Genomic DNA, 18635 nt, shown 5'->3' on the forward strand with positions numbered 1-18635 from the left:
ATGCACGACGACAACAACAAGGCGCGCCGCGAAGCCACCGGCGCAACGCAGGATGCAGGCCGGCTCGAGGCGAAGCGCGCGGCGCGGCGCCGTCACTTCGCGCTGTTCTTCGGCCTGGTGGCGATCCTGGCGATCGTCGCCGCGATCTACTGGTTCCTCAGCGGGCGTTACCGCGAGGAGACCGACGATGCCTACGTGGCCGGCAATATCGTGCAGGTCGCCGCGCAGGTGCCGGGCACCGTGATCGACGTGCTGGTCAGCGACACGCAGCGCGTGAGCGCGGGGCAGACGCTGGTGCGGCTCGACGATGCCGAGGCTGCGGTATCGCTGGCGCAGGCCAGGGCGCAGCTCGCGCAGGCGGTGCGGCAGGCGGCCAACGCGGGCGTGTCCAACGCGATGTATGCCGATGCGGTGAGCGCGCGCCAGGCCGACCTGGAGGTGGCGCGACGCGCCTACGAGGCGCGCGCGCATGCCAGCGTCGAGGTGGTCTCGCCCGAGGAGCTGGCGCGTGCCCGCGCGCAGATGGTCGGCGCGCAGGCGCAACTGGCCGCCGCCCAGGCGCAGCTCGAATCGGCGCGCGTGCTCGGCAGCCGGCTCGCGGTGGAGGACAACCCCTCGGTGGTGCAGGCCGCCGCGCAGTTCAAGCTGGCCTGGCGCAACCTGAAGCGCGCCACCATCGTCGCGCCGGTGGACGGCACGGTCGGCCAGCGCTCGGTGCAGGTCGGCCAGCAGGTCGGGCCCGGCGTGCCGCTGCTGTCGTTGATCCAGTTGAAGGCGCTGTGGATCGAGGCCAATTTCAAGGAAGGGCAGATCCGCAACATGCGTGCCGGGCAACCGGTCAGCATCGTGTCGGACATCTATGGCTCGAAGGTGGTGTATCGCGGCCACGTGGAGGGTTTCTCGGCCGGCACCGGCAGCGCCTTCTCGATGCTGCCCTCGCAGAACGCGGCCGGCAACTGGATCAAGGTGGTGCAGCGCGTGCCGGTGGTGATCTCGATCGAGCCGGCCGATCTCGCCGCGCATCCGCTGCGCATCGGCTTGTCGATGCAGGTGACGGTCGACACGCATGAGCGCGGCGGGCACCTGCTCGACAACGAATCGCCCTTGCCGGGGCAGAGCACGCGCGTGCACGACAGCGTGGCGGCCGAGGCCGACGCGGCGGCGGACGCGGTGATCCGGGCCAACAAGAGCCGCTGACACCAATCATCAAGCCGGGCGGCCCTTCATCCGTCCTGCAATTGCTGCCGCGTGTTGCGCGTCGAGTCGTAGTGCGTTTGACCGTCGTAGGCCAGGTTGATCTGCCGGTTGCCGGTGACGAAGGTGTTGGTGTCGTCGAGGGTCAGCCCGCCGATCGGGTCGATCACGAGCGGCCCCGACGGCTGGATGATCCGCACCGGCCGCTGCAGGACGGTCGCTATCAGTTGCGGGGCGAAATCCCCGCCGATATTGCGCCAGCTGCGGCTGGTCAGGATGTCGTCGACGATCCGGTTCAACTGCTCGCCGGTGGTGAATACCTGGAAGTAGGCGGCGTTGTCGAGGATCAGCTGCGCCACGCGCTGCCGCAGCACCGCCGGGTCCGCCGCGATGCCGTCCAGGTAATGGATCTGGTCTAGCACCGCCGCGTAGAAGCAGTTGCCGTCGCCGGCCACCGGTTGCGACGCCAGGCCCTCGTCGTTCAGATGGATATCGAGGTTGCGCTGGTTGATGTCGATAAAGCCTTTTTTCGCGAACTCGGCGATCACGTCGAGCAGCAACTGGCGGGCGTTCCAGATCTGGTCGAACGCGTCCTGCGTGCCGCCCTTGTCGGGATGGTGCAGCAGCAGCAGCTTATGGCTTTCCTCCTTGATCAGCTTCCAGAGGCTCGGCAACAGCACCACCTGGTCGCGGTTGTGGACGCGGGCCGACAACCCCAGCGTCTCGAGCGCCGCGTTGATCCTCTCCAGCGAAACGTTGCGCGGGTCGGTGCCGACGTCGGCGCCGGGGTCGACGAAGTCGTCCCCGTCGTCCTCGGTGTCGCTTTCGTCGCTGTAGTAACCATCGACGGTCTCGAGCAGCTCGTCCACCAGCGAATCGCCGAGGTAGTCCTCGAGGCTTTCCAGGTCGTAGCGGTCGGCGTCCTTGCTGAAGCCGAACAGCGCGCGGCCCGCCACCTGGCCGCCCTTCGGGGCGCCGCCCTTGGTCGCCCAGGCCGACACGAACAGGCCGTTCTTGCGATTGAAGGCCTGCTGGAACGTCAGTTGTCCCAGCGCGATGCGCCGCAACAGCGCGCGCGCGAGCTTGTCGGCGCCGGGCACGCGCGTGCTGTGCGGCTCGATGAATTGCGTGAGCAGCAGGAACAGCGACCTGGCCTGGCTCTGGCGGTCCTTGCCGCTGGTTTCGCCCGATTCGATCGCGCTCAGGATGTCGAATGCCACCTCGGCATCCTGGCCCTTGAAGTGCGCGATGACGTCGTCGTAGTTGCTGGGGATCTGCTTGTCCGAATACGCGGACGAGTCGAGATAGAGGAACGGTTGGCCGCCGAATCCGCGCCGGTAATAGCCCCGCGTGTCGCCCAGGTCGATCTGCGAATAGGCGGGGTTGATGTCGGGATTGAGTTGCGGGTTGTACGGGATCAGGGCCTGGCCGGCGTCGGGGTCGCCCCCGAGCAGGCGCGCGAGGTCCGCTTCCTTGTAGCCGTAGTTGAACTTGGCCTGCTTCTTGATGATGCGTCGCCGGCCCTTCGGGCGAGCCTTCTTGAACTTGTTTCTGACGCGCGACCTCGCCAGTTTCTCGAACAGGCGCTTGCGTTCCTCGTCATTGAACTTGCCCAGTTGGGCAGGGCCGGCGGCAGCGGGGCTCGCGGCGGCGGGGAGCGGCGCGAGCGTGGCCGGCGTGCCGGCCGCGCGATCGGGCGATAGGCCCGCGGCCTTGCGGCCCATCACGTCGGCCTCGCGTTCGAGGGCGTCGTCGTCATTGACGGGCAGCCCGGCCGCCTGCGTGGTGGTCGCGACGCGGCCTTGAGCCTGTTGCACGAGGTGCCAGGCCTCGTGCGGCAGGTGCGCCTGCTTGCCCGGCGCGATGTGAATCTCGTGGCCCCGCGCATAGGCATGCGCCATCAGTTGCGCCGGCCGGGACGAGTTGTAGCTGACCTTGACCTTGTCGAGGCTGTAGCCGGACAGCGATTCGATGCCGGCCTTCAGCCGATCGGGCAGGCCGGTGCGGTTGGCCGGCGCGTTCCGGTTTGCCGGCCCGGCCGCCGTGGACGACCCGGCGGAATCGGGGCCGGCCGCCGCGTTCGTGGCGCGCCGCTGCAAGGGGCTGCCGGCAGCCGCTGCGTAGTGGAACTCGCCCATCGCGACCAGATGCTCGGCCTGCGGCGCGAGGCCGGGCGCAGACGCGGATTCCCGAGCTTCGACGCGCTTGGGCGCCATGGCGGGCGCGATCAGGCTGGTTTTCCTGGAGCCGGGCATCGTCGTTCTGTCCTGGACGGGCAATGCGGAGTCGAAGCAGCAAGGTCCGGCAAGTATAACGGCCCCGGGCGCGGCCGGATGCCGTCCTGTCGATCCTTCCGCCCGCCGAGATTTTCCGCGGATATTGCCCCAGCCAATTCAAATAAAATCGGCATGGCGGATTATCGAATATCATATTGATGTAACTACTTAAAAGTTGGATAAAATCCATGAGTTCGAAAATTTTCCATTTACCTATCAAAGTAAACAGGTGTATTTTCGAGGAAAAATACTATCCTTGCTTCCGGTAAGTTTCGCGCGCGGCAACGGCCCAGGAAGCCCGATCCGCCAATCGAGCCTGTTCGTCGATGGCATGGAAAACCATGCTGGACATGAATTCTCGGCGCTTCTTTCAATTCCGGATATTGCAACGGTGCCTTCGCCGTGGCCGGTCCGTGCAATGGATTCCGTTTCGATCAATTCGCCGGTCAATATCAAAATGAAAATCGCCGGACTGATTTTGCATGTAGTGCCTTGTGGTTGAAAGTGTCTGGCCGATTAAAGATGGATAAATGTTCCATTACCCTCAGGAGATGATTTTGAACGCAAAAATGATAAATGGTCTGGTGATCGGGCTTTCCAGTCTCGTGCTGGCGGCATGTGGCGGAGACGACGGCGCCGGCGGCGCGAGCCTGCTGAAGGCGCAGGCGACGCCCTCGGTGCAGGCGGCGGCGAACACGGCGGCCGCGGCGGCGCTGCCCTCGAATTTCATTTTCAGTGCCTACAAGGACATCACGATCAACCTGAACTGGAACACCAACGTCATCTCGACGGCGGTGACCGGTTCGCTGCAGCCGGTCCTGAGCGTGCTGCCGGCCAAGCTGAAGACGCTGACCTGGTCGTTCGCCACCGGCGAGTGCGGCAGCGAGAGCTGGTCCGGGCTGACGGGCTCGCAGGTGGCCGCGGCCAACGTGCAGAACATGGTCAACGCGGGCCGCAACTACATCATCTCGACGGGCGGCGCGGCCGGTTCGTTCAGCTGCGGCTCGGACGCGAACTTCACCAAGTTCATCAACACCTATAACTCGGCCAACCTGAAGGGCATCGATTTCGATATCGAGGCCGGCCAGAGCCAGGCCGTGATCAACGCCCTGGTGCAGCGCGTGAAGGCCGCCCAGCCTAAGTACCCGAACCTGCGCTTCAGCTTCACGCTCGCCACGCTGGGCGGCAACGCGGCGCAGAGCCTGGGCGACACGGGCGTGGTGGTGATGAACGCGATCAAGGCCGCCGGCCTGCAGAACTACACCATCAACCTGATGACGATGGACTACGGCAGCGCCAACGCCAGCAACTGCACGCTCAACGGCAGCGGCCAGTGCGACATGGGCAAGTCGGCGGTGGCCGCTGCCAACAGCCTGCACAACTACTGGGGCGTGCCGTACAACCAGATCGAGCTGACTCCGATGATCGGCGGCAACGATACGCAGGGCGAGACCTTCACCCTGGCCGACGTCGCCACGGTGTCGAGCTTCGCGCAGCAGAACGGGCTGGCCGGCGTGCACTTCTGGTCCTTCGACCGCGACAACGACTGCACGCAAAGCTGGGCGTCGCCGACCTGCAACAGCTACGGCCAGGCCGGCACGCTGGGCTTCACGAACCGCTTCATCTCGGCGCTGGGGCTGTGAGCGCCTGAGTACCCGAGCCTGGCCTGACGGGCCGCGCCTTCCTCGAGGAAGGCGCGGCCTTCGCATGTTTATCGTGCGGCGCGCGCGTCGTGCCAGGTCAACGCGGCGCCAGCACCGATTCCGGCGGCGAACAGGGCCGTTGCCAGCATCGCGTGGCCTCGCGCCGAAAGCAGCGAGGCCAGCGGCACCAGCGCCAGGATCACCAGATTGTTGAGCGTTTCGGCGCTGGCTAGCACCGTGCCCTTGTCGCCGGATGAGCGCTCGGCCAGCACCGTGGTGGCCAGCGGCGCGCCGATACCGAGCGCGGCACCCCAGGCCGCGAGGCAGGCCAGCGCCGCCGCCAAGGGCAGCGGCCACGCGTGAAAGGCCAGCACCGAGACGAGCAGCACGATCACCACCGTCCTCAACGCGCGTTCCTCGCCGCTGGCCAGCTTACGCAGCCGCCCGGCCGCCAGGTTGCCGATGCCGAGCCCGATGCCGAACACGCTCATGCTCAGTCCGAGCCGCGAATCGTCGAAACCATGGCGCCGTCGCAATACTTCGCCCGATAACAGAAAGGCGGACACGGCGGTGCCGTTCCAGAGTCCTTTTGCCAGCAGCGGCCGCGTGATGGACGCAATGCGCAGCCAGCGCCAGCTGCCTGGATCGGGCGATACGCACGGCGGCGCGTGGTTGATCGACAGGCGGCGCACACCGAGCAGGAGCACGAGGAGGCAGCCCGCCGAATTCGCCAGGAACGGCGTGCGCCAACCGGCCCAGGCGGTGAGCGAGCCCGCCATCGCCGGCCCGAAGGCGATGCCGAGCGTCATGCCCAGCATGACGGCACCCATTGCCGAGGCGTGGCGCGCTCGTGGCACCTGTTCGGCGACCAGCGCGAACGCGCTCGGAATGATGATGGCCGAAGCCAGGCCGCCGAACACCCGCAAGCCGATCGCTACGCCGAGCTCGGGTGAGAATGCGATGCCCAGCCCGTCGATCGCGAACGCGAGCAGGGCAAGACATAGCAAACGACCGCGCGCGACCCGATCGGCGAGCTTGCCGAGCAGGGGCGCGGCGATCGCATAGGCCAGCGCATAGGCGGAGACCAGCCACGCGACGCGTGCGGTATCGGCGCCGAAGGCGGCGCCCAGCGGCGCGAGCATCGCCGAGAGCATGAATTCGCCGGTGCCGACGAAGAACACCGACAGCGACAGCACGAGCAGCAAGGCGCATTCGGCGCGAGTGCGCCGCGAGATAGTCGAAGCGGGCAAGGGAGCCTCCCGAAGACAGGAAACGAATGGGGAACATCGGCCGGAAAGGAGCCGTGAAGCGGAACGAAGGGGGAAACGCCGGCGCGAAAGGCCGGGAGGGTAAAACCGGGCGAGAGGTGAGTCCGTGGCGCGAAAGGCCGCGAATGAGGCGAGGCGGGAGCGGATGCCGCACCTTGTGCCGATCCGTTTCGCGATCATGGCGCGCTGCCGCGATGCGGTCAAGCGGCCCGCGAAATCCCGCTTCCGCGTCCCGGCGGCGCTCACATCGCAGCGCAACAAAAGCTGCGCACATTGCGCAATCCACGGCAATCCCTCGCATTGCCGATGTCGGCCACGGTCAACCGCGTGTCGGGTTTTGCACGCCGTGCGCCCCGGCCCGCGGACTACCCTCTGTGGGCTTGCTGCCCGACCCGCGCGCGGCCGCGCCGGGCGACGCGCAGCACCCAGCCAGACAGACAGGAGACGAAGCGATGAGCAGCAATCGAGGAGTCGTGTATCAGGGCCCGGGCCAGGTCGAGGTGCAGAAGATCGACTATCCGCGGATGGTCGATCCGAGCGGTCGCAAGATCGGCCATGGCGTGATCCTGAAGGTGGTCAGCACGAACATCTGCGGCTCCGACCAGCACATGGTGCGCGGCCGGACCACGGCGCCGGTCGGCCTGGTGCTCGGCCACGAGATCACCGGCGAGGTGATCGAACTGGGCGGCGACGTGGAGACGCTCAAGATCGGCGACATCGTCACGGTGCCGTTCAACGTGGCCTGCGGGCGCTGCCCGATGTGCCGCGAACAGAGCACGGGCGTGTGCCTGAACGTCAATCCGGCGCGCGCCGGCGGCGCCTATGGTTATGTCGACATGGGCGGCTGGATCGGCGGCCAGGCCGAATACGTGCTGGTGCCCTATGCCGACTTCAACCTGATCAAGTTCCCGGATCGCGACCAGGCGATGGCGAAGATCCGCGACCTGACCTGCCTGTCCGACATCCTGCCCACCGGCTATCACGGCGCCGTCACGGCCGGCGTGAAGCCGGGCTCGACCGTCTATATCGCGGGCGCGGGCCCGGTGGGGATGGCGGCGGCCGCCTCGGCGCGCCTGCTCGGCGCGGCGGTGACGATCGTCGGCGACATGAACGCCGAGCGTCTCGCGCACGCGCGCAAGGTCGGTTTCGAAACCGTCGACCTGTCCAAGGACACGCCGCTCGGCGAGCAGATCGCGGCGATCGTCGGCCGCCCCGAGATCGATTGCGCGGTGGACTGCGTGGGCTTCGAGGCGCACGGCCACGGTTCGTCCGGCCATGCCGAGGAGGCCCCCGCCACGGTGCTGAACTCGCTGATGGAGATCACGCGGCCGGCCGGCGCGATCGGCATTCCGGGCCTCTACGTGACGGACGATCCGGGCGCGAAGGACGCCGCCGCCAAGCACGGCAGCCTGAGCATCCGCTTCGGCCTGGGCTGGGCCAAGTCGCATACCTTCCACACGGGCCAGACGCCGGTGCTGAAGTACAACCGCAACCTGATGCAGGCAATCCTGTTCGACCGCCTGCCGATCGCCGAGATCGTCAACGTCACGGTGATCTCGCTCGACCAGGCGCCGGAAGGCTATCGCAAGTTCGATGGCGGCGCGCCGCGCAAGTTCGTGATCGACCCGCATGGGCTGATCGCGGCCTGAATCCGCGGGTAGTCGACTGGAAACGGCCCGCGCCTCGGCGCGGGCCGCTTTGTTTGTTGCGCGTGCAACGGGTGGGAAAGACGCAGCCGCCGCTCAGCCCACGAACTCGCGTGCACCGAGCGCCTCGGCCGCCGCCGCGACCGGCGCTTGCCAATCGCCCAGCGTTGGCTGGCGGAACAGCCGCATGGTGGGATACCAGGGCGTGTAGTCGACGTGGTTCAGCCAGCGGCTGTCGCCGGCCTGGGAGAGCAGCAGCCAGACCGGGCGCCCCAACGCGCCGGCCAGGTGCGCCGCGCCGGTGTCGATCGAGACCAGCAGGTCGAGCCGGTCCAGCACGGCGGCCGTGTCGGCGAAGCTGCGCAGCGCCGGCGCGAGATCGACGATGCCGTGCCGGGCGATCGCGACGCGCTCCGCCTCGCTGGGCTCGCCCACCTGCAGCGAATAGAAGCGGCAGCCGGGCTGCGCCAGCAGCGGCGCCAGGGCGTCGAGCGCGATCGAGCGATAAGGCTCGTGACGCACGCCGGAATTGCTGCGCCAGACCAGCCCGATGCGCGCCTGGTTCGGCGCGTCCAGCGCGGCGCGCACGGCTTCGGGCAGGGCGGCTGCCGGCGGCGCCTCGAGATAGGGCTGGTCGAAGCGTGGCTGGTAGGGGGTGGCCTGGTAGCGCGCGAACAGGTTGAACAGCCAGGTCACGCAATCGCAATCCTCGGCCAGCGAGCCGATGTGCGGGCCCGACTCGCGCACCAGGCCGTCGCTGCGCAGCACGCCGCGAGCCACCTCGGGGACCTGCACGTCGATCGATGCGGCGCCTTCCTGCTTCAGGCACGCGAGGTAGCGCGAATGCATGAACAGGTCGCCCGCGCCGCCTTCCATCATCACCAGCACGCGCTTGCCGGCCACCGAATCCTGATGGCCGAGGAACTTGCGTTCGGCCCATTCGAAGCTGCCTCGATGGCCGGGGTAGAGCGTCTCGACGATGACTTGCCGATGCGTGGCGTCGCGCAGTTCCCGGTAGAGCCGGTGCGCCTCGCGATAGCGGCCCTGGCCGTAGCGGGCGATGGTCTGCTCGAAGCGCACGATGTAGAGGTTCGGGTCGCCGGCCAGGCCGGCCTCGGCGCGCGTGAGCAGCGCCTCGGCCTCGGCGAAGCGGCCGAGATAGTTCATCTCCACGCCCGCCAGCGCGAGCGCGAAGGGCGTCTCGGCGGCGGCCGCGCAGCGCCCGGCCTGCTCGATCGCGGCGGCGGCATGGCCGGCCTCGCGCAGCCGGCGCGCAAGCGCCAGCCCCGCGTCGCCGTGCGGGTCGTTCAGGTAGGCGAGATAGGCGCTCGCCAGCGCGGCTGGGTCTTGCACGTGCGTCCCGGGGGCGGAGGCGCCGGGCGGCAGCCCGTGTCCGCCCGGGGCGGGGACGTCAGGCGTGCAGCGCGAGCACCGGTTGCGATGCGCCGATCGGCAGCATCGCTTGCGCCAGCGGTGCCACCTGCTTGCGGCGCTCGCGCGTGGGCGCGGTGCCGAAGGCGTCGCGATAGCTCTTGCTGAAGTGGCAGGCCGACTGGAAACCGCATGCCATTGTAATGTGCATGATCGACATGTCGGTCTGCAGCAGCAGTTCGCGCGCGCGACGCAGGCGCAGCGTCAGGTAGTAGTGGGTGGGCGTCATGCCCAGGTGCTCGCGGAACAGGCGCTGCAACTGGCGTTGCGACATGTTCGCGAGCCGCGCCAGTTCCTCGCGCGAGAGCGGCTCCTCGATATTGTTCTCCATCAGCGCGATCACCTCGAACAGCGACTTGTTCGCGGAACCGAGCCGCGCCACCAGCGGCATGCGCTGCTGGGCGCTGGTATCGCGCACGTGCTCGACGATGAACTGCTCGGCGATCTGGGTGACGCGCGCGGTGCCCACGCGCGGCGCGATCAGGTTCAGCATCATGTCGAGCGGCGCCACGCCGCCCGTGCAGGTGATGCGGTCGCGATCGATCACGAACAGTTCCTTGAGGAAGCGCGTGTCGGGGAATTCCTCCTTCAGCGCCGACATGTTCTCCCAGTGGATCGCGCAGGCGTAACCGGCCAGCAGGCCCGCCTTGGCGAGCGCGTAGGTGCCCGTGCACAGGCTGCCGAGCGCCACACCGGCACGCGCGAAGCGGCGCAGCGTGGCCAGGTGCTCGGCGGTGGTGGCGCGCTGCACGTCCACGCCGCCGCAGACGAACACCACGTCGGGCTGGCCGACGCATTCGGCGGGCGTGGTGTCCACGCTCAGGCCGTTGCTGGCCGTGACCGGGCCGCCGCCAGGCGAGACCACCGACCAGCGATAGAGCGGCTGGCCGCTGAGGTAGTTGGCCATCCTCAGCACTTCGATCGCGTTGGTGAAGGCGATCATCGTGAAGTTCGGCAGCGGAACGAACGCGAAGTGGGATAACGACGCGGTGCGGTCGGGGGACATGGGGAGCGTTCCTTGAATCGGGAATCGGCGCGCCGGGGAACACGGCTCGGCTATTGTGGAATCCCGCGCAACAAGCATGCCATACGGCTAAACCCTGATCGCACCGTGCGTCGGGGCTTCGCGCCTGGTGCTGCGGCGCACCGCGGCGGGGAGCCTCTGCACCGCGCCGATCCTTGCGGCGCGCATTCGGCACCGTGCCGGTGCCGCCCGGCTAGGGGTAGACCCGTAGCCCGCCCATCCGCCTGGAAACGACCCGCCATCTGCCCGTGAACGACGGCCGCGCGGGCGATTGCGGGCGGACTTGTACAAAACGGACGCGCATGTCGGAAAAGGCAAAGAAAGCGTCTGAATTCATCAATCGGCAAAAAATCCGAACGACAAGAATAGAGCCGTCGGCAGCCGCTCCCGAAACCCGCCCTGAAGCCTTGCAGGACGGGCCTCTCGGGGAAAACGCCAGCCGCCCGATCCACCGACCGATCGCCCACACTACGCGACAATCTGGAGAACCCCATGAGCACGCTGCACCAGGACAGCATCATCATCGATGGCCTGAACATTTCGAAGTTCGATCGGTCGGTCTTCGAGGATATGCACAAGGGCGGCGTGACGGCCGCCAACTGCACGGTGTCGGTGTGGGACAGCTTCATCAAGACGGTCGACAACATCGGCACGATGAAGCAGCAGATCCGCGAGAACAGCGAGCTGCTCACGCTCGTGCGTACCACCGAGGACATCGCCCGCGCCAAGTGCGAAGGCAAGACCGGCGTGATCCTGGGCTTCCAGAACGCCCACGCCTTCGAGGACAACCTGTCCTACATCGAGGCCTTCGCCGACATGGGCGTGCGCGTGGTGCAACTCTGCTACAACACCCAGAACCTGGTGGGCACCGGCTGCTACGAACGCGACGGCGGCCTGTCGGATTTCGGCCGCGAGGTGATCACCGAGATGAACCGGGTCGGCATCATGGTCGACCTCTCTCACGTGGGCGGCAACACCTCCTCGGAAGCGATCGCCTTCTCGAAGAAGCCGGTCACCTATTCGCACTGCCTGCCCTCGGGCCTCAAGGAACACCCGCGCAACAAGAGCGACGAGCAACTGCGCGAGATCGCCGACGCCGGCGGCTTCGTCGGCGTGACCATGTTCGCCCCGTTCCTCAAGCGCGGCATCGACGCCACCATCGACGACTACATCGAGGCGATCGACTACGTGGTGAACCTGATCGGCGAGGACACGGTGGGCATCGGCACCGATTTCACGCAGGGCTACAGCACCGAATTCTTCGACATGCTCACCCACGACAAGGGCCGCTACCGCCGCCTGACCAACTTCGGCAAGGTGGTGAATCCGGAAGGCATCCGCACCATCGGCGAATTCCCGAACCTGACCGCCGCGATGGAACGTGCCGGCTGGAAGGAGTCGCGCATCCGCAAGATCATGGGCGAGAACTGGGTGCGCGTGTTCAAGGACGTGTGGGGCGCCTGATCCTGGCCTGACAACGCTTTTCCCTTATCGATCCCGCCCGCGCCCGCTCGTGCAGCGAAGGCGCGCGGGGGAAGTCGCGCCCGGCGACGGGCGCCGCGAGCCATTCCTGGAGTCAACGATGCAACCGCAACTGCCGATCGACGTCGATCCCAACACCGGCGTCTGGACCACCGACGCGCTGCCGATGCTGTACGTGCCGCGCCACTTCTTCACCAACAACCACGTGGCCGTCGAGGAAGCGCTGGGCCAGGACGCCTATGCGGAGATCCTCTACAAGGCCGGCTACAAGTCCGCCTACCACTGGTGCGACAAGGAAGCGGCGCTGCACGGCCTGAGCGGCATGGCGGTCTTCGAGCACTACCTGAACCGTCTTTCGCAGCGCGGCTGGGGCCTGTTCAAGATCATCGAGGCCGATCCGGCCAGCGCGCGCGCCCGCATTGAGCTGCGCCATTCCTCCTTCGTGCTGCAGCAGCCCGAGAAGATCGGCAAGCTCTGCTACATGTTCGCGGGCTGGTTCGCCGGCGCGATGGACTGGGTCAACGACACCACGCCGGAAGGCAAGGGCGCGCCGCGCGCCTTCTCGACCGAGGCGCATTGCGCCGGCGAGCATGCCGACCATCACGGCCACTGCGTGTTCGAAGTCTCGCCGCTCGCCGCCTGATCCACCTTCATACCCATACGCCTGACTGAGCCCGCCAGAGGTCGCCCCCAATGCGTTATCCGAACCTGTTCAAGCCCATGACGCTCAACCAGCTGACCTTGCGCAATCGCATCGTCAGCACCGCGCACGCCGAGGTGTACGCGGAGCCGGGCGGCCTGCCGGGCGACCGCTACATCCGCTACTACGAAGAGAAGGCGAAGGGCGGCGTGGGCCTGGCGATCTGCGGCGGCTCCAGCCCCGTGTCGATCGACAGCCCGCAAGGCTGGTGGAAGTCGGTCAATCTGTCGACCGACAAGGTGATCGATCCGCTCACGCGCCTGGCCGACACGATGCACAAGCACGGCGCCAAGATCATGATCCAGGCCACCCACATGGGCCGCCGTTCCTCCTTCCACGGCGAGCACTGGCCGCACCTGATGTCGCCCTCGGGCGTGCGCGAGCCGGTGCACCGCGGCAACGCGAAGATCATCGAGATCGAGGAAATCCGCCGCATCATCGGCGATTTCGCGGCGGCCGCCAAGCGCGTGCAGGCCGCCGGCATGGACGGCATCGAAATCTCGGCCGCCCACCAGCACCTGATCGACCAGTTCTGGAGCCAGCGCTCGAACCACCGCACCGACGAATGGGGCGGCAGCCTCGAGAACCGGCTGCGCTTCGGCATCGAGGTGCTGAGCGCGGTACGCGAGGCGGTGGGCAAGGACTTCTGCGTCGGCCTGCGCATGTGCGGCGACGAATTCCACGAGGACGGGCTCGACCACGAGAGCCTCAAGGAGATCGCCCAGGCGATGTCGGAGACGGGCCTGATCGACTACCTCAGCGTGGTGGGTTCGGGCGGCGACACCCACAACACCATCGCCAACTGCATGCCGCCGATGGCGCTGCCGCCGGAGCCCTTCGTGCATCTCGCGGCCGGCATCAAGTCGGTGGTGAAGATCCCCGTGATGCACGCGCAGAGCATCCGCGACGCGGGCCAGGCCGAGCGCCTGCTCGCCAACGGCATGATCGACCTGGTCGGCATGACGCGCGCGCAGATCGCCGATCCGCACATGGTGATCAAGATCCGCGACGGCCGCGAGGACGAGATCAAGCAGTGCGTGGGCGCGAACTACTGCATCGACCGCCAGTACAACGGCCTGGACGTGCTCTGCATCCAGAACGCGGCCACCTCGCGCGAGGCGACCATGCCGCACATCGTCGAGCGCTCGCGCGGGCCGAAGCGCAAGGTGGTGGTGGTCGGCGCCGGTCCGGCGGGCCTGGAGGCCGCGCGCGTGGCCAAGCTGCGCGGCCACGAGGTGGTGCTGTTCGAGAAGAACGCGGAAGTGGGCGGGCAGGTGATGATCGCGGCCAAGGCGCCGCAACGCGAGCAGATGTCCGGCATCATCCGCTGGTTCGACATGGAGACCCGGCGCCTGGGCGTCGATCGCCGGCTCGGCGTGGCCGCCGACGAGAAGATGATCATGGCCGAGAAGCCCGACATCGTGGTGCTGGCCACCGGCGGTTCGAGCTTCACCTGGCAGGTGCCGGGCTGGGGCGTGGCCGAAGGCCGTGCCGTCAGTTCCTGGGACATCCTGACCGGCAAGGTCGAGCCCGGGAAGAACGTGCTGCTGTTCGACGGCGTGAGCACCCACGCGGGCGCCGGCGTGGCCGACTACATGGCCAGCCGCGGCTCGCAGGTGGAGATCGTCACGCCCGACGTGAAGGTGGCCGACGATTGCGGCGGCACCACCTTCCCGATCTTCTACCGGCGCCTCTATGCCTATGGCGTGATCCACACGCCGAATTACATGCTGGACCGCGTCTACGAGGAAAACGGCAAGACCATCGCGGTGCTGCGCAACGAATACACGGAAGAGCTCGAGGAGCGCGCGGTCGACCAGGTGGTGATCGAGAACGGTTCCTCGCCGAACGACGAACTGTACTGGAAGCTCAAGCCCGAATCGCTGAACCGCGGCCAGATCGATCCGCACACGCTGTTCGCGGCCGAGCCGCAACCCTGCCTGTCGGAGGAACTCGGCAACGGCCGCTTCCTGCTGTTCCGTGTCGGCGACTGCATCTCGATGCACAACGTGCACGGCGCCATCTATGACTCGCTGCGTCTCGTGAAGGACTTCTGACGATGAATCCGGCTTTCCTGATTACCGCGCTGCTGTGGCTGTCGGTGGCGGGGCTCGCGTTCGCGGTGGCGCGCCGCTCGGCGTTCTGGCGCGTGGGGCGCGCCACCGCGCCCGGCGCCTTCGGCATCGCCAACCTGTTCACCATCCCCAAGCGCTATTTCGTCGACCTGCACCACGTGGTGGCGCGCGACCCGTATATCGCCAAGACCCACGTGGCCACGGCCGGCGGCGCGATCGCCGCGCTCGGCCTGGTGTTCGTCAACTACGGCCTGGCGATCTATTCGCCCTGGCTCGACAAGCTGATCTTCCTGGCCTCGCTGGCGATGCTGGTCGGCGCCGTATTCGTGTGGCGCCGCCGCGCCGCCAGGAACGTGCCGGCACGTCTTTCGCGCGGCCCCTGGAACACGCTGCCCTGGCTGCTCGGCTCGTTCGCGCTGGGCCTCACGCTCTACGCGATCGTGCCGGCCGGCGCGATGTCGGGCGCGGTGGCGGTGATCTGCGCCGTGCTGATCGCGATCGGCGCGTTCGCGATGACCTTCGGCGCGGCGCGCGGCGGCCCCATGAAGCATGCCATCGCCGGCCTGCTGCACCTGGCCTTCCATCCGCGCCAGGAGCGCTTCGCGGCGACGCGCGAGAGCTATACCGGCAACGGCTCGGCCGTGCCGCCGACGGCGCTCAAGCTGCCCGACATCGGCAAGCACGAATACGGCGTGGGCAAGCCCGTCGAATTCCGCTGGAACCAGCTGCTGAGCTTCGACGCCTGCGTGCAATGCGGCAAGTGCGAGGCGGCCTGCCCGGCCTTCGCCTCGGGCCAGCCGCTGAACCCGAAGAAGCTGATCCAGGACCTGGTGACGGGCATGGCGGGCGGCACCGACGCGGCCTATGCCGGCAGCCCGACGCCGGGCATCGCGGTGGGCCGCCATGGCGGCGAGCCTAACGGGCCTATCGTCTCGGGCCTGATCGAGGCCGACACGCTGTGGTCCTGCACCACCTGCCGCGCCTGCGTGCAGGAGTGCCCGATGCTGATCGAGCACGTGGACGCGATCGTCGACATGCGCCGCAACCAGACCCTGGTGCACGGCACGGTGCCGGGCAAGGGCGCCGAGGTGATCGCGAACCTGCGCGAGACCGGCACCCAGGGCGGCTACGACACGGCGGCGCGCTACGACTGGTCGGTCGACCTGGAGGCGCCGGTGGCGCAGCCGGGCCGCCCGGTCGACGTGCTGATCGTGGCCGGCGAGGGCGCCTTCGACATGCGCTACCAGCGCACGCTGCGCGCCCTGGTGAAGGTGCTGAACAAGGCCGGCGTGGATTACGCCGTGCTCGGTCGCGTCGAGACCGATACCGGCGACACCGCGCGCCGGCTCGGCGACGAGGCCACCTTCCAGCAGATGGCGAAACGCCTGATCGCGACGCTCGACGAGTTGTCGTTCAAGCAGATCGTCACCGCCGATCCGCACGTGATGCACAGCCTGCGCAACGAATATCGCGCGCTCGGCGCCCGCTACACCGTCAAGCACCACACGGCCTTCGTGGCCGAGCTGGCCGAAGCCGGGAGGATCGCGCCGAAGGCCAGCGAGACGCTGCGCGAAAAGACCATCACCTATCACGATCCCTGCTATCTCGGCCGCTACAACGGCGAGACGGACGCGCCGCGCAAGCTGCTGAAGTCGATCGGCATCCAGGTGGTGGAGATGGAGCGCAACGGCCTGCGCGGCCGCTGTTGCGGCGGCGGCGGCGGGGCACCCCTGACCGACATCCCCGGCAAGCAGCGGATCCCGGATATCCGTATCGCCGACGCGCGCGCGATCGGCGCCGAGGTGGTGGCGGTGGGCTGCCCGAATTGCACCGCGATGCTCGAAGGCGTGGTCGGCCCCCGGCCGGACGTGCTCGATGTCGCCGAACTGGTCGCCGCCTCGCTGGAGTGAATCGATGAACACCATCAAACGTATCGATCCGCGCCGGCCCTTCGTGGTCACGCCGGCCGGACTCAAGCGCATCACCCTCGGCGAGGTTGCCGTGGCGGGCGGCAACGTCGCGCTCTGGACCGGCCACGGGCATGGCAAGGACGCGCCCAAGCCGAGGCGCGAGATCGAGGCGGCCGAGCATCGGCTGCTGGTGGTGGCGCATCCGGAGCGCGGCTCGCTCGACGATCACAGCTGCCAGGTGCTGGCCGCCGCGGCGTTGCTGGCCGACGCGCGCACCGAGGTGGTGCTGCTGTCATTCGGGGAGCTGAAGGACGAGGTGGCCGCGCTCGGTGCCGATCGCCTGATCGAGCTGACCGGCTTCGAGCGCCGCGCCTTCGCGCCCGACGCTGAGCTGCGCGCACTGCTGGCTTGCGCCGAGGCGCTCGCGCCGCGCCATGTATTCCTTCCCGACAACGCCACCGGCGACGGCGACCTGGGCCGTCGCTACGCCGCCGCGCTCGGCGCGAGCGTGGCCGTGCAGGTGGTTGAGATCGACGCGAAGCATGTGGGCGTCTACGCCGATGCGAAGCGGGCCTTCTCGACACGCGCGCTGCCCGAGGTGGTGCTGCTCGCGCCCAACGCGGTCGAGCCGAAGCTGCCCTTCGTGGGTGCCGGCGAGCGCATCGACGCGCCGTTCTCGCTCGGCGCCGATCGTATCGGCGCTTATCGCGACCTCGGCCTGGAGGAGATCGACGCGGCCCAGGTCGCGCTGGAGGAAGCCGACTTCATCGTCTCGGCCGGCAACGGCGTGACCGATATCGGCGCGTTCGAGCAATTGGCCGGCGTGTTCGGCGCCGCGATCGGCGCGAGCCGCGTGGCGGTCGACAACGGCCACTTCACGCGCGACAAGCAGGTGGGCGCCACCGGCAAGACCGTCGAGGCCAGCGTCTACATCGCCTTCGGCATCTCGGGTGCGGTCCAGCATCTGCAGGGCATCAAGGATTGCCGCCACGTGATCGCCGTGAACCTCGATGCGAGCGCGCCGATCGCCAAGCGCGCCAACCTGACCGTGGTGGCCGACACGCAGGCGACCATCGCCGCCCTGATCGAACAAGTGAATGCCGCGCGCGCGGCACGCGGCCGGGCCGAGCAACACGGCAACCGGCACCTGGAAGGAGTGGCTGCATGAACGCCCCGCGCAAACTCGCGAAGCTCGCCGTGCTGGTTTCGGTGGGTCGTCATCCCGTCAGCGGCACGCCGCGCTACAGCCGCAACGACGCCGCGGCGCTGGAGTTGGGCCGCAAGCTGGCCGGCGAACACGGCGCCCAGCTCGACGTGCTGCATGCCGGCGACGCCGCCAATCCGGCGCTGGCCGATTATCTCGCGCTCGGCGCGCGCAAGGTTGAGGTGCTCGAATGCGGGCCCGGCGACGACGCCGTCGCGCCGCTGGCCGAGCGCCTGGCCGGCTATGACCTGGTGCTGACCGGCACGCGCGCCGAAGGCGCCTTCGACACCGGCCTGCTGCCTTACCAGCTCGCCGCACGGCTCGATGTCGGTCTGGCCGGCACGGCCGTCGATATCGAGTTCGCCAACGGCGAGGCGGTGATCCGTCAATTCCTGCCCAAGGGCCTGCGCCGCAAGGTGGCGGTGCGCCTGCCGGCGCTGGTGGCCGTCCATCCGCTGGCCAATGCCCAGCCGCGCTACGCCTTCGCGCGCCAGCAGGCCGGCAGCATCGCGCCGGTGCGCGTGGCGGTTCGCACCTCGGCCGATTCGGCGGCCTGGCACACCGGGCCGGTGGAGCGCAAACCCGTCAAGCTCGCGGCCGCCGAGAAGCGCTCCGGGCATGCGCGGATGCTGTCCGCGACCACTACCGAAAGCCGCGGCGGGAACGTCGTAATTGAGGGGAGTTCGGTCGAAAAAGCACAAGTGATCCTGGCGTATTTGCGCGAGCATCAACTGATCGATTACTGAAATCGCTGACCCATGCCTGTCGGCAAGAACCAAGGA

The 18635-nt window shown here is 68.0% G+C and carries 14 protein-coding genes; 10 read left to right on the forward strand and 4 right to left on the reverse strand.

All coding sequences use genetic code 11. From position 1 onward, the window contains the following. Window positions 1-1197, forward strand: a complete 1197-nt coding sequence (locus BM43_RS02460) for an HlyD/EmrA/EmrK family protein (RefSeq protein ID WP_036054148.1) — start codon at window positions 1-3, stop codon at window positions 1195-1197. A gap of 26 nt (window positions 1198-1223) precedes the next feature. Here BM43_RS02460 and BM43_RS40075 read toward each other — a convergent pair whose 3' ends face one another. Continuing rightward, window positions 1224-3449 carry an eCIS core domain-containing protein gene (locus BM43_RS40075; protein WP_111946564.1) on the reverse strand — a complete coding sequence of 742 codons (2226 nt, stop codon included), beginning with the start codon at window positions 3447-3449 and terminating at the stop codon, window positions 1224-1226. Between the two features lie 196 nt (window positions 3450-3645). On the opposite strand from BM43_RS40075, the gene BM43_RS40080 reads away from it, so the two are divergent. Both BM43_RS40080 and BM43_RS02470 read left to right on the forward strand, forming a co-directional pair. Beyond that, on the forward strand, window positions 3646-3972 hold the full coding sequence (locus BM43_RS40080) for a hypothetical protein (protein WP_144417619.1): 327 nt from the start codon (window positions 3646-3648) through the stop codon (window positions 3970-3972). A gap of 67 nt (window positions 3973-4039) precedes the next feature. Continuing rightward, window positions 4040-5113 carry a glycoside hydrolase family 18 protein gene (locus BM43_RS02470; RefSeq protein ID WP_226285043.1) on the forward strand — a complete coding sequence of 358 codons (1074 nt, stop codon included), beginning with the start codon at window positions 4040-4042 and terminating at the stop codon, window positions 5111-5113. Window positions 5114-5181: 68 nt separating this feature from the next. Here BM43_RS02470 and BM43_RS02475 read toward each other — a convergent pair whose 3' ends face one another. Beyond that, a complete protein-coding gene (locus tag BM43_RS02475; protein WP_080741971.1) occupies window positions 5182-6561 on the reverse strand; it encodes an MFS transporter in 1380 nt (459 codons plus the stop codon). Window positions 6562-6833: 272 nt separating this feature from the next. Between BM43_RS02475 and fdhA the strand changes: the two genes are divergently transcribed. Beyond that, window positions 6834-8030: a formaldehyde dehydrogenase, glutathione-independent gene (gene fdhA / locus BM43_RS02480; protein WP_025099089.1), complete on the forward strand. Its 1197-nt coding sequence runs from the start codon at window positions 6834-6836 to the stop codon at window positions 8028-8030. A gap of 93 nt (window positions 8031-8123) precedes the next feature. Here the strand turns inward: fdhA and BM43_RS02485 are convergent, their stop codons facing one another. After that, the gene (locus BM43_RS02485) at window positions 8124-9380 is read right to left on the reverse strand and encodes a glycosyltransferase family 9 protein (RefSeq protein ID WP_036054138.1); all 1257 of its coding nucleotides are present in this window, start codon (window positions 9378-9380) and stop codon (window positions 8124-8126) included. 58 nt (window positions 9381-9438) lie between these two features. Beyond that, the gene (locus BM43_RS02490) at window positions 9439-10464 is read right to left on the reverse strand and encodes a GlxA family transcriptional regulator (protein WP_013689550.1); all 1026 of its coding nucleotides are present in this window, start codon (window positions 10462-10464) and stop codon (window positions 9439-9441) included. 510 nt (window positions 10465-10974) lie between these two features. On the opposite strand from BM43_RS02490, the gene BM43_RS02495 reads away from it, so the two are divergent. The 6 genes from BM43_RS02495 (at window position 10975) to BM43_RS02520 (ending at window position 18599) form a co-directional block, all read left to right on the forward strand. After that, on the forward strand, window positions 10975-11946 hold the full coding sequence (locus tag BM43_RS02495) for a dipeptidase (RefSeq protein ID WP_036054134.1): 972 nt from the start codon (window positions 10975-10977) through the stop codon (window positions 11944-11946). 118 nt (window positions 11947-12064) lie between these two features. Continuing rightward, the gene (locus BM43_RS02500; RefSeq protein WP_017917800.1) at window positions 12065-12607 is read left to right on the forward strand and encodes a DUF5943 domain-containing protein; all 543 of its coding nucleotides are present in this window, start codon (window positions 12065-12067) and stop codon (window positions 12605-12607) included. A 50-nt stretch (window positions 12608-12657) separates the two neighbouring features. After that, the gene (locus tag BM43_RS02505) at window positions 12658-14721 is read left to right on the forward strand and encodes an NADH:flavin oxidoreductase (RefSeq protein WP_036054133.1); all 2064 of its coding nucleotides are present in this window, start codon (window positions 12658-12660) and stop codon (window positions 14719-14721) included. 2 nt (window positions 14722-14723) lie between these two features. Then, window positions 14724-16649, forward strand: coding sequence for a (Fe-S)-binding protein (locus tag BM43_RS02510; protein ID WP_036054132.1), 1926 nt, complete (start codon window positions 14724-14726; stop codon window positions 16647-16649). Between the two features lie 4 nt (window positions 16650-16653). Next, window positions 16654-17817, forward strand: coding sequence for an electron transfer flavoprotein subunit alpha/FixB family protein (locus BM43_RS02515; protein ID WP_036054131.1), 1164 nt, complete (start codon window positions 16654-16656; stop codon window positions 17815-17817). Beyond that, entirely contained in the window at window positions 17814-18599 is a 786-nt protein-coding gene (locus BM43_RS02520) for a drug:proton antiporter (protein ID WP_036054130.1), read from the forward strand. Before BM43_RS02515 ends, BM43_RS02520 begins: the two co-directional genes overlap by 4 nt. The last annotated feature ends 36 nt before the right edge of the window (window positions 18600-18635 follow it).

Source organism: Burkholderia gladioli (genome assembly GCF_000959725.1).
In the GTDB taxonomy this organism is placed as follows: domain Bacteria; phylum Pseudomonadota; class Gammaproteobacteria; order Burkholderiales; family Burkholderiaceae; genus Burkholderia; species Burkholderia gladioli.

What these genes read in the sequence shown, in the direction of transcription:
- BM43_RS02505 (WP_036054133.1), top strand. Translation starts at nt 12,658, where the DNA reads ATGCGTTATCCGAACCTGTTCAAGCCCATGACGCTCAACCAGCTGACC.
- BM43_RS02495 (WP_036054134.1), top strand. Translation starts at nt 10,975, where the DNA reads ATGAGCACGCTGCACCAGGACAGCATCATCATCGATGGCCTGAACATT.
- BM43_RS02515 (WP_036054131.1), top strand. Translation starts at nt 16,654, where the DNA reads ATGAACACCATCAAACGTATCGATCCGCGCCGGCCCTTCGTGGTCACG.
- BM43_RS02470 (WP_226285043.1), top strand. Translation starts at nt 4,040, where the DNA reads ATGATAAATGGTCTGGTGATCGGGCTTTCCAGTCTCGTGCTGGCGGCA.
- BM43_RS40075 (WP_111946564.1), bottom strand. Translation starts at nt 3,449, where the DNA reads ATGCCCGGCTCCAGGAAAACCAGCCTGATCGCGCCCGCCATGGCGCCC.
- BM43_RS02475 (WP_080741971.1), bottom strand. Translation starts at nt 6,561, where the DNA reads ATGATCGCGAAACGGATCGGCACAAGGTGCGGCATCCGCTCCCGCCTC.
- BM43_RS02510 (WP_036054132.1), top strand. Translation starts at nt 14,724, where the DNA reads ATGAATCCGGCTTTCCTGATTACCGCGCTGCTGTGGCTGTCGGTGGCG.
- BM43_RS02500 (WP_017917800.1), top strand. Translation starts at nt 12,065, where the DNA reads ATGCAACCGCAACTGCCGATCGACGTCGATCCCAACACCGGCGTCTGG.
- fdhA (WP_025099089.1), top strand. Translation starts at nt 6,834, where the DNA reads ATGAGCAGCAATCGAGGAGTCGTGTATCAGGGCCCGGGCCAGGTCGAG.
- BM43_RS02520 (WP_036054130.1), top strand. Translation starts at nt 17,814, where the DNA reads ATGAACGCCCCGCGCAAACTCGCGAAGCTCGCCGTGCTGGTTTCGGTG.
- BM43_RS02460 (WP_036054148.1), top strand. Translation starts at nt 1, where the DNA reads ATGCACGACGACAACAACAAGGCGCGCCGCGAAGCCACCGGCGCAACG.
- BM43_RS02490 (WP_013689550.1), bottom strand. Translation starts at nt 10,464, where the DNA reads ATGTCCCCCGACCGCACCGCGTCGTTATCCCACTTCGCGTTCGTTCCG.